The sequence below is a fragment of the Lysobacter sp. Root916 genome, from assembly GCF_001429785.1.
Taxonomy (GTDB): domain Bacteria; phylum Pseudomonadota; class Gammaproteobacteria; order Xanthomonadales; family Xanthomonadaceae; genus Lysobacter.
This window is the reverse complement of record NZ_LMJF01000014.1, coordinates 37,669-51,541: the sequence shown is the minus strand read 5'-3', so window position 1 is coordinate 51,541 and position 13,873 is coordinate 37,669. Positions and strand designations below refer to the sequence as shown.

At 68.8% G+C, this 13,873-nt stretch carries 12 protein-coding genes; 4 read left to right on the top strand and 8 right to left on the bottom strand.

Going from position 1 to position 13,873, the window contains the following annotated elements; all coding sequences use genetic code 11:
* Nucleotides 1–18: 18 nt before the first annotated feature.
* Nucleotides 19–1,812 carry a DUF885 domain-containing protein gene (locus tag ASE35_RS15030; protein WP_057164362.1) on the bottom strand — a complete coding sequence of 598 codons (1,794 nt, stop codon included), beginning with the start codon at nt 1,810–1,812 and terminating at the stop codon, nt 19–21.
* Between the two features lie 83 nt (nt 1,813–1,895).
* A complete protein-coding gene (locus ASE35_RS15025; protein WP_057164361.1) occupies nt 1,896–2,369 on the bottom strand; it encodes a cytochrome c oxidase assembly factor Coa1 family protein in 474 nt (157 codons plus the stop codon).
* Between the two features lie 113 nt (nt 2,370–2,482).
* Between ASE35_RS15025 and ASE35_RS15020 the strand changes: the two genes are divergently transcribed.
* Entirely contained in the window at nt 2,483–3,025 is a 543-nt protein-coding gene (locus tag ASE35_RS15020) for a hypothetical protein (RefSeq protein WP_157489502.1), read from the top strand.
* Nucleotides 3,026–3,065: 40 nt separating this feature from the next.
* On the top strand, nt 3,066–3,605 hold the full coding sequence (locus ASE35_RS15015; protein WP_057164359.1) for a hypothetical protein: 540 nt from the start codon (nt 3,066–3,068) through the stop codon (nt 3,603–3,605).
* Between the two features lie 9 nt (nt 3,606–3,614).
* On the opposite strand, the gene ASE35_RS21775 is transcribed toward ASE35_RS15015, so the two are convergent.
* Genes ASE35_RS21775 through ASE35_RS15000 form a run of 3 tightly spaced genes read right to left on the bottom strand, consistent with a single transcriptional unit; the run spans nt 3,615 to nt 7,398 of the window.
* Nucleotides 3,615–4,463: a transglutaminase-like domain-containing protein gene (locus ASE35_RS21775; protein WP_056177821.1), complete on the bottom strand. Its 849-nt coding sequence runs from the start codon at nt 4,461–4,463 to the stop codon at nt 3,615–3,617.
* Nucleotides 4,460–6,655, bottom strand: coding sequence for a S9 family peptidase (locus tag ASE35_RS15005; protein ID WP_057164537.1), 2,196 nt, complete (start codon nt 6,653–6,655; stop codon nt 4,460–4,462). The genes ASE35_RS21775 and ASE35_RS15005 overlap by 4 nt, the downstream gene beginning before the upstream one ends.
* Before the next feature lie 47 nt (nt 6,656–6,702).
* The gene (locus ASE35_RS15000; RefSeq protein WP_056177823.1) at nt 6,703–7,398 is read right to left on the bottom strand and encodes a glutathione S-transferase N-terminal domain-containing protein; all 696 of its coding nucleotides are present in this window, start codon (nt 7,396–7,398) and stop codon (nt 6,703–6,705) included.
* A 190-nt stretch (nt 7,399–7,588) separates the two neighbouring features.
* Here ASE35_RS15000 and ASE35_RS14995 point away from each other — a divergent pair, with 190 nt between their 5' ends.
* The gene (locus ASE35_RS14995; protein WP_056177824.1) at nt 7,589–8,227 is read left to right on the top strand and encodes a TIGR00645 family protein; all 639 of its coding nucleotides are present in this window, start codon (nt 7,589–7,591) and stop codon (nt 8,225–8,227) included.
* Nucleotides 8,228–8,304: 77 nt separating this feature from the next.
* Here the strand turns inward: ASE35_RS14995 and ASE35_RS14990 are convergent, their stop codons facing one another.
* The gene (locus tag ASE35_RS14990) at nt 8,305–8,535 is read right to left on the bottom strand and encodes a hypothetical protein (protein WP_056177826.1); all 231 of its coding nucleotides are present in this window, start codon (nt 8,533–8,535) and stop codon (nt 8,305–8,307) included.
* A 165-nt stretch (nt 8,536–8,700) separates the two neighbouring features.
* The gene (locus ASE35_RS14985; RefSeq protein WP_057164358.1) at nt 8,701–9,675 is read right to left on the bottom strand and encodes a hypothetical protein; all 975 of its coding nucleotides are present in this window, start codon (nt 9,673–9,675) and stop codon (nt 8,701–8,703) included.
* Nucleotides 9,676–9,729: 54 nt separating this feature from the next.
* On the opposite strand from ASE35_RS14985, the gene uvrD reads away from it, so the two are divergent.
* The gene (gene uvrD, locus ASE35_RS14980) at nt 9,730–11,907 is read left to right on the top strand and encodes a DNA helicase II (protein ID WP_057164357.1); all 2,178 of its coding nucleotides are present in this window, start codon (nt 9,730–9,732) and stop codon (nt 11,905–11,907) included.
* A 63-nt stretch (nt 11,908–11,970) separates the two neighbouring features.
* Here the strand turns inward: uvrD and ASE35_RS14975 are convergent, their stop codons facing one another.
* On the bottom strand, nt 11,971–13,698 hold the full coding sequence (locus ASE35_RS14975; RefSeq protein WP_057164356.1) for a hypothetical protein: 1,728 nt from the start codon (nt 13,696–13,698) through the stop codon (nt 11,971–11,973).
* Nucleotides 13,699–13,873: the final 175 nt, after the last annotated feature.

The window sequence follows — 13,873 nt, the reverse complement described above, 5'->3', positions numbered from 1 at the left end:
CCTGCGCATCGCGGCCGATCAGCGCTTGCGTTGCGCCGGCACGAAGTTCTCGCGCACCGCCTTGGCCAGCTGGTCCGGCGGCAGCAGGCCCTGGTCGAGCAGGAAGTTGTTGAACGCCAGGCGGTCGAACTTGTCGCCCAGCGCCAGCTCGGTTTCCATGCGCAGCTCGAGGATGCGGCTGTAGCCGTAGAAGTAGCTGCCGGCCTGACCGGGTGCGTTGAAGGTGTAGCGGTCCAGTTCCTGCTTGGTCATCGCCGGCGACAGGCCGACCTGCTCGCGCAGCACCTTGCCCGCGCTTTCGCGGTCTGTCAGGCCCAGGTTGAGCATGGGGTCCAGCATCGCGCGCGCGGCGCGCATCAGGCGGAACTGCAGCGCGATCAGCTGGCCGTCCAACGGCTCGTACGGCACCATCTCGGCTTCGGCGTACAGCGCCCAGCCTTCGACGTTGACCGAGTTGAACGCGAACATGGTGCGCGCCAGCGAGATGCCGCGTTCGACCATGGCGGTGAACTGCAGTTCGTGGCCGGGGCGGCCTTCGTGCGCCGACAGGGTCCAGGCAACGGAGTCGAAGTTGAAATCGTCGTAGTGCAGGGTGCTGCCGTCGGGATTCGGAACGGCGATCGGCAATACGAACTGGCCCTGCTGGCCGGTGTTGCCGATCAGCGGCGCCGGCAGGAAGTGCGGCGCCGGCTGCGCCGCCGATTCGGCCTCGCTGCCCAGACGCATCACCATCGGGCGCTGCGGCACGTCGACGATCTTCTCCTTGCGGATGATCGGATCGATCGCGTCGATCACCGTGCGGTAGCGCGCTTCCAACTGATCGTTGGGGATGCTGTTCTTCTTCAGCGCATTGATGACGGCGACGTAGTCGTGGCTGTCGATGCCGGTGATGCCCTTGGCCTGGGCGACCAGCGGCGCGAGCTGGCGCATCGCCGCGCGGGTTTCCATGAACTCGACCTGGGCGCGGCGGATCAGCAGCTGCGGGTCGACGTCGATGCCGTACTGCTTGAGCCCGAATGCGTATAGCTCCGGCGGCAGGCGGTTGTCGGTGCGCGCCTGCGGCAGCACCGTGGCGCGCGCCCAGGTCGCGTAATCCTTGAATTGCTGCTCCATCGCCTTCAGTGCCGGCTCGGCGTCGGCGATCTTGTACTTCTCGAACAGCTTGCGGATGCCGGCCGCGTAGGTCTCGACGTTACCCAGGGCCTGTTCGACCTCAAGCTTGGTCGGACGCAGCTTGGCGGCATCGGTCGCGCGCTCTTCGTAGCGCTGGCGCGCGAGCACGGTGATCGGCGTGGCATCGGCGCCCTGGCCGACGTAGTTCTTCAGGCGCGCCAGCGCGCGTGCGCGACGCTCCGGCGGGGTCTGGTCGGACAGCAGGCCCTGCATGCCCTGGAACACCATCTGCGGGGCGTCGTTCCACGGCAGGGTCAGGCGTTCGTTGAGCTCGCTGCCGGCGATGCTCTGGTCGGCGGCGGCGATCATGATCTCCAGGTCCTGGCGCACGTCCGGGTTGCGCTCGAGCTGGAGCTTGCCGCGCAGTTCGTCGCGCGCCTTGGCGATGGTGGCGCGGTAGCGCGCGCCGGTGTCGGGCTTGAGGTCGGCGACGCGCTCGTCGAAGCCGGGCACGCCGAAGAACGACATCTGCTCCGGCGCGAACTCGCCTTGCGCCTTGAGCAGGATCTGGGCGTAGCCGTTGCTGGTGGTGACCCAGGCCGGTACCGGCTTGGTGGCGGCAGCGGCGGGTTTGGCGGCTGCCTGCGCGGCGGTCGGCGCGAGCAGCGCCAGGGAAATCGCGAGAGCGAGGGTCTTCATGGGCGACGGAGGGCCGGTGGGAGGTCCGCCGACCATAGGCCCAGACCGCGGCGCGGGCATGCGCCGTAGGTCACGAGCCTGAGTCAGGTGCCGTCCGGATCGTCCGAAGGCTCGCTGAAGGTGGCCGGCGGGGCCGTAAGCAGGGAGATTTCCTCGCCATTGCCCAGGCGCACCGTCATGTTGGCGTACTCCCAGCCCGAGCCCTCGCCCTGATTGCGGGCGGCCACCGACAGCTTGGCCTGCTGCTTGGGACCGGTCAGCGGGATCTCCAGGAAGGCATGGCCGCGGCCGTTGTTGGTGCTGACGTTGCCCATGACGAACCAACCGGCCTCGATCGGCTGGCCCAACGCGGCGACCACCTGCGGATTCGCGCGCGCCCGCGCCATCGACTCGACATAGGCGGGGTGGGAGGTCATCTGGCCGCGCACCATCGAGAAGATGCCGAACATCGCGCCGCCGACCAGGGACAGCCCCAGCACCACCAGCAAGGGCAGGAACCACAGGCGGTTGCGTTGCGCCCAATCGCGCTTGGGCAGGGGCGGCGGAGCGATGGACATGCGGGCGTTCCCTAGTGCGTATGGACGCAGTATCCGCAGTCGCGGGCTTCGCGCCAAGGCGGTGCGCCGGGGCGCTGGCGCCGTGGTAAAACGCAGGAAAAGAGGGGGATGCCATGGCTCAGGTACCGAAGATCGACTCGCCGTGTCCGTTGGGGATCGACGAGCAACGCCGGCTGGACGGGCATTGCGGGCGCTGCGACAAGCAGGTGCATCGCCTGGATGCCTTGAGCGATGGCGAACGGCGTGCGCTGCTGAGCGCCGCCGACGGGCCGATCTGCGTGGCCTACCGCGCCGAACGCCCGCGTGCGACCCGGCGCAGCGCGGGCTTCGGTATCGCGATCGCGGCGACCCTGGTCTCGAGCGGCGCGTTCGCCGCCGACTCGCCTACGTCGCTGATCTCGCCCGTGAAGGGGCCGCCGGTGTTGCTGGTGCCGCAGGACGAGACGAAGGACTGCGCCGATGAGGCTGAGGTCACGAGTATCGAGAGAATCGAAATGGTGGGCGGGGTCAACGACCCGGCCGACGCGCACTGGGTCGACGACAGCGACCTGCCCGAACTGCCGATGCGCGAGGCCACCGCGCTGGACGACGGGATGGCCGGGCCAGATCGCGCCGGCGCCGTTGAACCCAACGCAAACCCCGATTCCACGCGTTAGCCGTTAACGACGGTATCCCATCCTCGCAGGAACGCTCGCCATGGCCCTGGTACCCAAGATCGACCAGCCTTGTCCGCTCGGCATCGACGAACTGCGCCGCTTGAACGGCTATTGCGGCCACTGCAAGACCCAGGTGCACGCCCTGGACGGCTTGAGCGAGGCGGAGCGACGCGCCTTGCTGCAGGCCGCCTCCGGGCCGATCTGCGTGTCCTACCGGGTGCCCAGGCCGGCGCCCGCACGCCGCGGCGCCGGTTTCGGCCTCGCGATCGCCGCGACCCTGGTGTCGGGCGGCGCGTTCGCGGCCGATCCGCCGTCGCTGTTGGCGCCGGCCGCGACCGAGCCCGCCGCCACGCCGGTCGCCGCCACGCCTTTGCTGCCGGCCGCCGACGCCGTCGAATGCGAGTCGACCGAGCTCGATTTCGTCATCATCACCGGCGGTGGCGTCAGCGATCCGCAAGACGCGCAATGGGTCGACGACAGCGACTTGCCCGAACTGCCGATGCGCGATGCCGCCCATCTGGATGGCGCTTCGGCGTTGGCCGATCTCGACGACGAGAGCGTCGCGCGCCCCGAGCGTTGAATGCCGCGCTCAGCGCGCGTCTTCGATCACGCCGCTGGCTTCGATCACCTTGAGGCGGCCGATCGCCGCCAACACGCCGGCGCCGTCCTCGGGCAGGCCGTCGCCGATGCGCAAGGCGATATGGCCGCTGTCGAAACGGCCCAGGCCGGCGTCGTAGCTGATCCAGCGCCGGCCGTCCCAGGCCTGCACCCACACGTGCGGACCGAACACATGGCTTTGGCCGGTGAAGCGGCTGGCGTACGCGACGCCGTAGGCGACGCGGGTCGGGATGCCTTGCGCGCGCCCTAGCGCGGCCAGCAGCACGGCGAACTCGGTGCAGTCGCCGCCGCGCGAGGCCAGCGCCTGCGAGGCGCTGAGATAATCGCGGTAAGCGATAGGGCCGTTCATGTGCTGCTGCACGGCCTTGACCAGCGATTGCATACGGCGTTCGACGCCCTGGCCGCGCGCGTGCTGGCGTGCGAACGCACGCACGCTGCGCTGGTCGCTGTCGATCCAGGCGTTGGGCGCGAGATAGCGTCGCAGTTCGGCCGGGTCGGGCGCCGCTTCATCGCCGCAGTCGGCGCAGACGTCGATCAGCGCGGTCGCGGCGGCGGCATCGCGCACGCGCACGCGTTGTTCGCCGGTGGCCGGCCAGGGCCAGACCAGGGCGGGCTCGAACGCGAGTGCGTAACGGATGCGGCCGCTGCGCGCGCGCTCGGACATCTTGTAAGGCGAGGCGACCAGGCGCGCCTGGATCAGTGCGCGCGCCTGCGACTCGCTCGCCCCCAGCGTCGGCGCCTGCGCCTGGGCGACGGCGCAGGCCAGCAGGGCCGCCGCGCTCAGCGGCCCGCGCCAGGCGCGTAGCGCGGCCGCGATCACGGCTTCAGACAGCGCGCGAAGAAGTTTTCGGTGATGCGCATCCGGTGCAGATTGTCCTTGCCCTTGAGGCCGTGTTTGGCGCCGGGGTAGGTCATCAGTTCGAAGGGCTGGCCGCGTTGCTGCAGCGCGCTCATCAGCACGGTGGAATTGCTGAACAGCACGTTGTCGTCGGCCATGCCGTGGATCAGCAGCAGCGGCGACTTCAGCCCGTCGATGTGCTCGAGCACGCGCGCTTCGCGATAGCCGGCGACGTTCTGGTCGGGCAAGCCCATGTAGCGCTCGGTGTAGTGACTGTCGTACAGCGCCCAGTCGGTGACCGGCGCGCCGGCGACGCCGCAGGCGTAGGCATCGCTGGCCTTGGCCAGCAGCATCAGGGTCATGTAGCCGCCGTTGGACCAGCCGTAGACGCCGATGCGTTCGCCGTCCACCCAGGGCTGCGACTTCAGCCAGGCCACGCCCTTGAGCTGGTCGGCGACTTCCACCGTGCCCTGCTTGGCGTACAGCGCGCCGCCGAAGGCCGCGCCGCGGCGCGGCGTGCCGCGGTTGTCGATCGAGAACACCACATAGCCGTGCTGGGCCAGGTACTGGTTGAAGTCGGGCGCCCAGGTGCGCTTGACCGTCTGCGCGGCCGGACCGCCGTAGACGTTGACCACCACCGGATAGCGCTTGGCCGGGTCGAAGCCGCTGGGCTTGAGCACGCTGTATTGCAGTCGGGTCTTGCCGTCGGCCGCGGTCAGGCTGCCGAACTCGATTTCGCGATGGGCCTGGCGGTAGCGCGCATAGGGATGCTTGGCGTCGGCGGGATCGTTGTCGATCAGCGCGGCGATGCGGCTGCCGTCGTTGCGGTACAGCTCCAACTGCGGCGGAGTCAGCGGGTTGGACCAGTTGTCGACATAGACGCTGGCGTTGCGGGCGAAGCTGGCGCTGTGGATGCCGTCGGTCTTGGACAGGCGTTCGATCGCGCCGCCGCTCAGGGCCACGCGGTAGATCTGCACGTCCAGCGGCGAGTCCTTGCCGGCGGCGAAGTAGACCTGGCCGGCGTCCTCGTCCACCGCCAGCACGCTGTCCACCGGCCAGTCGCCCGAGGTCAGCGCGGTGGCCTTGCGGCCGTCGGCGGACAGCAGATAAAGGTGCTCATAGCCGCTGCGCTCGCTGTTCCACAGGATGCGGCCGTCCTGGAGGAAATGCAGATCGTTGTTGAGCGGCACCCAGGTCTGGGCGCGCTCGCTCGCCAGGGTGCGCTGCTTACCGCTGTCCAGGTCGGCTTCGATCAGTTCCAGCAGGTGCTGATCGCGCGATTGGCGCTGGAAAGTCAGGTGCCGCGGATCGCGCCAGTCGACGCGGGCCAGGTAGATGTCGGGGTTCTTGCCCAGGTCCACCCAGCGCGCAGCGCCGCCGCTGGGCGCGATCACGCCCAGCTGGATCAGCACGTTGCGGTCGCCCGCGGCCGGATAGCGCTGTTCGACCACGTCGGTGCGGTCGGGATAGACCTCGTAGCGCTTCTGCACCGGCACCGGGCTTTCGTCGATGCGCGCGAACGCGATCGCCGAATCGTCCGGCGCCCACCAGTAGCCGGTGTGGCGGTCCATTTCCTCGTCGGCGACGAACTCGGCGATGCCGTTGCCGATCGTGTCGCTGCCGTCGCGGGTCAGCTGGGTGGCCTTGCCGTCGGCCAGGTCGATCACCCACAGGTTGCGGTCGCGCACGAAACTCACGTAACCGCCCTTGGGCGAGAGCTTGGGGTCGGTGGCGAAACCTTCGCCATGGGTGAGCTTGCGCACCGCGGCCTTGCCGGTCTTGCTCAGGTCGTAGAGGTAGAGCTCGCCGCCGAGCGGGAACAGCAGGGTCTTGGCGTCGGGCGACCACTGGTAATCGACGATCCCCGACAGCGCGGCGATGCGCTGGCGCTCGCGGCGCGCCTTCTCGGCGTCGCTGAGCACTTCCGCGCCCGGCAGCACGTCGTCGGAATCGACCAGCAGCTTGGATTTGCCGCTGGCGATGTCGTAGGCCCACAGGTCCAGGCGGTTCTTGTCGCGCTCCTTGCCGCGCAGGAAGCCGACCCGGCTGCCGTCGGGCGCGATGCGCGGCTTGGTCAGGCTGGGGCCCGACAGCGGGGCGTCGCCGGCCAGGGCTTCCAGCGTGAGTTTTTCGGGAGCGTTCTGCGATAGCGCGGGGATGGCGGTGAGCGACATGGCGAGCAACAGGCAGGCGGCGAGGCCGCGGCGGGCGAAGGGAGTGTTCATGCGGTGCGGGCCGGGGTTCCGAACAGGTGTTTGCGCGCCTCGTCGGTCATCTCGCGAGACGGGCGGTAGGTTTGCTCCAACGCATACGCGCGCTGGAACGCGGGGCGGGCGGCGAGGGCGTCGTGCCAGCGCTGGACCTGGGGATAGTCGGCCAGGTCGATGTAGTGCCAGGCATGCGCATGCGCCCAGGGGTGGCAGGCGAAATCGGCGATGCTGAGGGCGTCGCCGGCGATGTACTCGCGCCCGGCCAGGCGGCGGTCGAGCACGCCGTACAGGCGCTGGGTCTCGCGCTCGTAGCGTTCGATCGCGTAGGGAATCTTGTCCGGCGCGTAGCGGTTGAAGTGATGGTTCTGACCCAGCATGGGGCCGTAGCCGCCGACCTGCCAGAACAGCCACTCGTCGACCTCGACCCGGCCGCGCGGTTCGGCGGGCAGGTATGTGCCGATCTTGGCGGCCAGGTAATGCAGGATCGCGCCGGACTCGAACACGCTGATCGGCGCGCCGCCGTCCGCGGGCGCGTGGTCGACGATCGCGGGCATGCGGTTGTTGGGCGAAATCGCCAGGAATTCGGGCTTGAACTGGTCGCCGGCGCCGATGTCGACCGGGCGGATGCGGTAGTCCAGCCCCGCTTCTTCCAACAACAGGGTGATCTTGTGGCCGTTGGGCGTGGGCCAGTAGTACAGGTCGATCATGGGCGGGCCGAGCGGGGACGAAGGGCGAGTGTAAGCGCAGCGCCGGGCGGCGGTCCCGGCCGGCGGGGAACGCCGCGTTCCGGCCGCGCGGGCCCTGAAGCGGCGCGCTTCGTTCAGCCGCCGACTTGGCGCGGTCATGGGCGCGCCGTTACCCTGGACGACCTTTGACACCAGCCCGCCAGGCCCTCGCATGACCGTCGAGCGTACCGAACGCCTCAATCCGCTGCCCGCGCTGATCTTCAGCTCGCGCTGGCTGCAGCTGCCGTTGTACCTGGGCCTGATCGTCGCCCAAGGCGTCTACGTGTTCTTGTTCATCAAGGAACTGTGGCACCTGATCCACGGCGCCAACACCCTGAACGAGCAGGGGATCATGCTGATCGTGCTGGGCCTGATCGACGTGGTGATGATCTCCAACCTGCTGGTGATGGTGATCGTCGGCGGCTACGAAACCTTCGTTTCGCGCCTGCGCCTGGAAGGGCACCCGGACCAGCCGGAGTGGCTGAGCCACGTCAACGCCTCGGTGCTCAAGGTCAAGCTGGCGATGGCGATCATCGGCATCTCCTCGATCCACCTGCTCAAGACCTTCATCGCCGCAGGCGACCTGGGCCTGCCGATGTGCAACACGCTGGAGGCGATCAACGCCAGCCGTGCGGCCGCCGACGCGGTCGCCGCCGGCATGAAGGACGTGGTGGCCAAGTGCACCACCTCGACCTCGACCGGCGTGATGTGGCAGACCATCATCCACATGGTCTTCATCGTCTCGGCGATCGGCATCGCGATGACCGACAAGCTGATGGCGCACGCGCCCAAGGCCAAGCCGGCGCACTGAGCCTGTCGGGCGCTTCTAGAGGCGCGCGACGGGATGGAAGACGCAGAGGCGCTCGCCTCTGCGTCCGGCGCCCGGGATCAGAGCGGTATGCAGTTGTTGCCGTTCCAGTCGCAGACGTACTGCAGCATGAAATTCCACTGGCTGCCGTCGCATTCCCAGACGATGTAGCCTGAACCGAACTGAGTGGCGGTTTGCGCACCCGCGTTGGAGGCGTTGCAGGTGTCGGTCGGCGGCGGCCACGCGTTCGCGCTGGAGCTCATTCCCAGGCCGATCAGCGCGATCGTCGCGCCTAACAAGATCTTGTGCATCTGTAAGACTCCTTGTCCGATGCCGCTATGCGAGTGGTGGGTACCGGCAGCCAGCGGCGTCTCTGCCGATTCCATGGCCTAACGCGTCACCGTCGCAATCTATCATCTGGTATCCAGGCCTCGGCGGGACCGGTCGCGCCCATGCGCCGAACCGGGTCGATGCGTTCAAGGCGCCGCGTCGTGCGCGCGTGGACCCATGATCGCAGTGCGCAATTTTTGCGCATCGGCGCGCGGCGAATAGCCCAGTCCGCTGCCGCCATCTGGCTCCAGGCCCAACGCGGCGTAGGTCGCGCTCAGATCCGGAAACTCGCGCGAACGCGCATAGCGCCGGTACAGCCGCGCGAACACGCCGTCGCCGCCCAGGCGATCCAACTCGGCCGCGAAGTCCTGCGGCGATACCGCATCCATGTCGTCCGCGGTCGCGTCCAGACAACAGCGGGCGTAGCGCGACAGCACCGTGTCCAGGTCCAGTCCGCGCTCGCGGCGCAGGGCCAGGTCCGCTTCCAGCCAATACGCCGCGCCGGCCCAATACACGCGCATGGTCCCGCCGCGCCCCAATTCGGCCAGGGCGGGGCCTGGGCCGAGCCGACGGCCGCGGCCGAAACCGGCGTCCAGCGCGCGCCAGGCCTGGTCCTGGCTGAGCAGGCCCGCACGCGCGCGCAACACGTTCTGGTAATAGCTGGCCAGGCCTTCGGCCATCCAGCGGCCCTCGCGGCCCAGATAGGGATGAAACAGGTGCGACAACTCGTGCACCGCGGTCCAGTCGGCGCGCAGCTGGGCCAGGCTGGCGTCGCGGCGCACGAACAGCAGCACCGCCACGCCATCGCCGCGCCGGGTCTGGCCCCAAGGCACCGGGCTGGGGTCGCGGCTGTCGATCTCGCGCACCCGCACCTGCGCCGTGCGCAGCGGGTAGCGCCCGAACGCGGTCAGGGCCGCGTCCGCGCATTCGGCGACCCAGGCTTGCAGCAAGGCCGCGCGTTCCGGGTCGGCCACGCCCTCCACGCGTACCTGCAGCGCATTGCCGCCGCCGCTGCGCAGGGTGCGCGCGACGCCCGCGTCGTCGTCGGCGCGCGCGGGCGGGCTGGCCAGGGCCAGAGCGCAGACGGTCAGCAGCAGACAGGGCATGAGGCGCATGCGCATTGGATATCCAGGCCCGAGCAAGGTTCCCGCGGGTGCGGCCGCTACAATACGACGATGGACGTATCGCACCTGCTCGACGCACTCAATCCCGCTCAACGCGAAGCCGTATCGGCCGCCCCCGGCCACTATCTGGTCCTGGCCGGCGCCGGCTCGGGCAAAACCCGCGTCCTCACCCACCGCATCGCCTGGCTCAACGAAGTCTTCGGCGTGCCCACCCACGGCATCCTCGCGGTCACCTTCACCAACAAGGCCGCCGGCGAGATGCGCAACCGCGTCGAGCTGCAGCTGCGCAACGGCGCGCGCGGCATGTGGATCGGCACCTTCCACGGCCTGGCCCACCGCCTGCTGCGCCTGCACTGGCAGGACGCCAAGCTGCCGGAAGGCTTCCAGGTCCTGGACAGCGACGACCAGCTGCGCCTGGTCAAGCGCGTGGTGCAGTCGCTGGAACTGGACGAGGCGCGTTTCCCGCCGCGCCAGATCGCCTGGTGGATCAACGCCCAGAAGGACGAAGGCCGCCGCCCCGAGCACATCCAGCCGGCCGCCGATCCCTGGGCCGACGCGATGCGGCGCGCCTACGAGGCCTACCAGGAACGCTGCGAGCGCGCCGGTCTGGTCGACTTCGCCGAGTTGCTGCTGCGCGCGCACGAACTGCTGCGCGACAACCCGGCCCTGCTGGCGCACTACCGCCACCGCTTCCGCGAGATCCTGGTCGACGAGTTCCAGGACACCAACGCCATCCAGTACGCCTTCGTGCGCGTGCTGGCCGGCGACAGCGGCCGCGTGTTCGTGGTCGGCGACGACGACCAGGCCATCTACGGCTGGCGCGGCGCCAAGGTCGAAAACGTGCAGCGCTTCCTGCGCGATTTCCCCGGCGCCCAGACCATCCGCCTGGAGCAGAACTACCGCTCCAGCGCCAACATCCTGGAAGCCGCCAACGCGGTGATCGCGCACAACCCGGACCGCCTGGGCAAGAAGCTGTGGACCGACACCGGCCAGGGCGAGCCGATCGATCTGTACGCGGCCTACAACGAAATGGACGAGGCCCGCTTCGTGGTCGAGCGCCTGCGCCAGTGGGTGCGCGACGGCGGCAGCCACGGCGACGTCGCCATCCTCTATCGCAGCAACGCGCAGTCTCGCGCCTACGAAGAAGCCTTGCTGTCCGAACAGGTGCCTTACCGCGTCTACGGCGGCCAGCGCTTCTTCGAGCGCGCCGAGATCAAGGACACCCTGGCTTATCTGCGGCTGGTCGCCAACCGCGCCGACGACGCCGCCTTCGAACGCGCGGTCAACACGCCCACGCGCGGCATCGGCGAACGCACCCTGGACGAAGTGCGCAAGCGCGCGCGCGCCGACGGCGCGCCGCTGTGGGTGGCCGCGCGCTGGATGGCCGGCGAGAGCCTGCTGGCCGCGCGCGCGCGCAACGCGCTGGCCGGCTTCGTCAAGCTGATCGACGAGCTTGAAGCCGAGCTGGTGTCGATGCCGCTGCCGGAGAAGATCGATCACGTCCTGCAGCGCTCGGGCCTGCGCGAGCACTACGCCAACGAATCGCGCGGCCAACTCGATTCGCGCACCGACAACCTGGACGAACTGGTCTCGGTGGCCTCGCGCTTCACCCGCAGCGACGAAGACGACGCCGCGGCCATGCCGGAGCTGATCGCCTTCCTCAGCTACGCCGCGCTGGAGGCCGGCGAAGGTCAGGCCCAGGCCGGCGACGACGGCGTGCAGCTGATGACCCTGCACAGCGCCAAGGGCCTGGAATTTCCGCTGGTGTTCCTGGGCGGCCTGGAAGAGGGCCTGTTTCCCAGCAACCGTTCCACCGAGGAGTCCGGACGCCTGGAAGAGGAGCGCCGCCTGGCCTACGTGGGCATCACCCGCGCGCGTCAGAAGCTGGTGCTCAGCTACGCCGAGACCCGGCGCATCCACGGCATGGACATGTACGGGGTGCCCTCGCGCTTCCTGCGCGAGATCCCGCCGTCGCTGCTGCACGAGGTGCGGCCCAAGGTGCAGGTCTCGCGGCCGGTGTTCGGCAACCAGCCGCGCCGCGACTACGGCCACGTCGCGATCGAAGCGCCGCCGGTCAAGCTGGGCGCGCAGGTGCGCCACGCCAGTTTCGGCGTCGGCACCGTGACCGACTACGAAGGCAGCGGCGCGCACGCGCGCGTGCAGATCAACTTCGACGACGCCGGCAGCAAATGGCTGGTGCTGGCCTACGCCAACCTGCAACCCGCTTGAGCCAGATGCGATGCGCCGGGCCCTAGCCCGGCGCATCGACGATGAAACTAGCGCTTCAAAGCATCACTGCGCCGGCCTGGCGTCGTCCGGAACGCCGTTGCGGTCCTCGTCCTTGGACACGCCGGTGCGGATGTCGATCAGATCGTCCTGGCCGTTGCGGTTGAGGTCCGGCACCACGCCGCCCACCTGGTAGTAGATGGTGTTCTGCTGCGGCCCCTGCACGAACTTGCGCAGACGCGGATCCCAATAGGTCGCATTGGGCTGGATCACGTTCGCGACCAGGTAGGTGTAGGTGTTCGGGAACAGGCTCAGCGCGTTGCCCTTGTGGCAATACTTGATCTCGCCGCTGGCATGGTCGCCGGGCCCCTGCCTGGACGCGCCCTTGGCGCCTTGCGGGCAGTCCTCGGGCTTGTAGACGATGTCCACGGTGCGCGGATCGGTGAGCTTGCCCAGCGGGATCTGCAGGCGGTCGGCCACGATCTGCTTGCGGATGATGCTGCTGGAGTGGAACTCCACCGGTTGCCCGCGCACGTCGACCGGGCGGCCGTCGCGCATCATCGCCGAGATATCCAGCATGCGCGGCGAACGGAAGATCTGCACCTCCGACAACTCCAGCGCGCCCGCGGCGGGGTTGGTGTTGAAGAAGTTCAGATTGAACGCGCCGCTGGCGACGTCGATGTCGCCGGCGTCGTAGCCGGCCAGGCGCGGCGCCAGCGGCAACAGGGTGGCGCCGTTGAACAACTGCACGTCGAACACGATCACGCTGGCGCTGCCGGCGAAGCTGGCGCCGGTATGGAACGGCGCGGCCGGCATCACCACGCCCGCGGTCGGCCCGCTCCAGGGCTTGGCGGTGACGAAGTCCAGGTTGTGCACGTAGTAGACGTTGCCCTGGAAGTTCTGGGTGCCGCCGGTGTAGGTCACCGTCGGGTTCTGCCAGGGGCTTTCCGAGCCGTTGTACCACCAGTTGATGCTCAAGCTGTTGCTGGTGCTGAGCAGCTTGATGCGCATCTTGTTGGCGTTGGTGTTGTTGGGATTGACGAAGTCCCAGTTGTGCAGGGTCTTGGTGTTGAGACCGACGTTGTGGCCCAGGATTTCGTACTCGGTATCGCTGAAATGGCGATTGCGCGCGGCCCGCATCTCGCCGGTCAGGCCGGTCGAGCCGGTCGCCATGATGTGCCAGTTCTGCGCGTCCTCGGTCGGTCGTGGCGCGGAGTGACCGTGCGCGGCGCCGTAGTTGTGCGCGGCTTCGTGCGAGGTGGTGGTGCCGATCGCGGTGGACCAGCGCTCCAGGGTGGAGCCGATGCCGTTGAGCGGCTGGCCGGCGGCGCCGTAGGTGTCCTTGAAGGATTTGGCCCACACGCGCGCGTAGTCCTGCGGGTCGGCGTCGTTGGTATCCACGGCCTGGGCCTGGCCGAACAGGCTGCCGGCGGTGTCGGAGCCGACCGCCACGATCTGCCAGCGCGGTTCCGTCGGGCTGGGCAGCGCGGTGACCGGATTGATCTTGACGTTGAACTCGCAGTAATCGTCGACGATGAAATCGGTGATGCGATTGCGCAGCGTCGTGGTGCTGCCCACCACCGGGTCCAGGTCGGCGACGTTGAACGGCGCCGCCGAGGTGGACGGGCCGATCGACGGGAACGGCGTGGTGACGGTGGGATACAGCACGTACAGCTGATTGGTCTTCGGCTGGGCGAGGACGTTGGCGGGACAGGTGGGGGCCGCATTGGCGGCCGGTGCGATCAGCGCAAGGGCGATCAGCGCAGACAGGCTGCGCGGCTTCAGACTAAGCATCGATGAACCTCCATGTTGAGCATCGGAACCGGCCTTCAAGGCCGGACCGGCGCGAGCGATTCCACGCCGGCGCCTAGATTTAACGCGGGCGCGTGCGCCGAAATCACTGTTTCGGCAAAGTCGTTTGTGCGCGCTGTCGCAGATCGGCGCCAATGCGGCGACGAACGGCAGCCGC

Excerpts from the sequence above, each read along its gene's own strand:
- ASE35_RS15030 (WP_057164362.1), bottom strand. The coding sequence starts at position 1,812 with ATGAAGACCCTCGCTCTCGCGATTTCCCTGGCGCTGCTCGCGCCGACC.
- ASE35_RS15025 (WP_057164361.1), bottom strand. The coding sequence starts at position 2,369 with ATGTCCATCGCTCCGCCGCCCCTGCCCAAGCGCGATTGGGCGCAACGC.
- ASE35_RS15020 (WP_157489502.1), top strand. The coding sequence starts at position 2,483 with ATGGCTCAGGTACCGAAGATCGACTCGCCGTGTCCGTTGGGGATCGAC.
- ASE35_RS15015 (WP_057164359.1), top strand. The coding sequence starts at position 3,066 with ATGGCCCTGGTACCCAAGATCGACCAGCCTTGTCCGCTCGGCATCGAC.
- ASE35_RS15005 (WP_057164537.1), bottom strand. The coding sequence starts at position 6,655 with ATGTCGCTCACCGCCATCCCCGCGCTATCGCAGAACGCTCCCGAAAAA.
- ASE35_RS15000 (WP_056177823.1), bottom strand. The coding sequence starts at position 7,398 with ATGATCGACCTGTACTACTGGCCCACGCCCAACGGCCACAAGATCACC.
- ASE35_RS14995 (WP_056177824.1), top strand. The coding sequence starts at position 7,589 with ATGACCGTCGAGCGTACCGAACGCCTCAATCCGCTGCCCGCGCTGATC.
- ASE35_RS14990 (WP_056177826.1), bottom strand. The coding sequence starts at position 8,535 with ATGCACAAGATCTTGTTAGGCGCGACGATCGCGCTGATCGGCCTGGGA.
- ASE35_RS14985 (WP_057164358.1), bottom strand. The coding sequence starts at position 9,675 with ATGCGCATGCGCCTCATGCCCTGTCTGCTGCTGACCGTCTGCGCTCTG.
- uvrD (WP_057164357.1), top strand. The coding sequence starts at position 9,730 with ATGGACGTATCGCACCTGCTCGACGCACTCAATCCCGCTCAACGCGAA.
- ASE35_RS14975 (WP_057164356.1), bottom strand. The coding sequence starts at position 13,698 with ATGCTTAGTCTGAAGCCGCGCAGCCTGTCTGCGCTGATCGCCCTTGCG.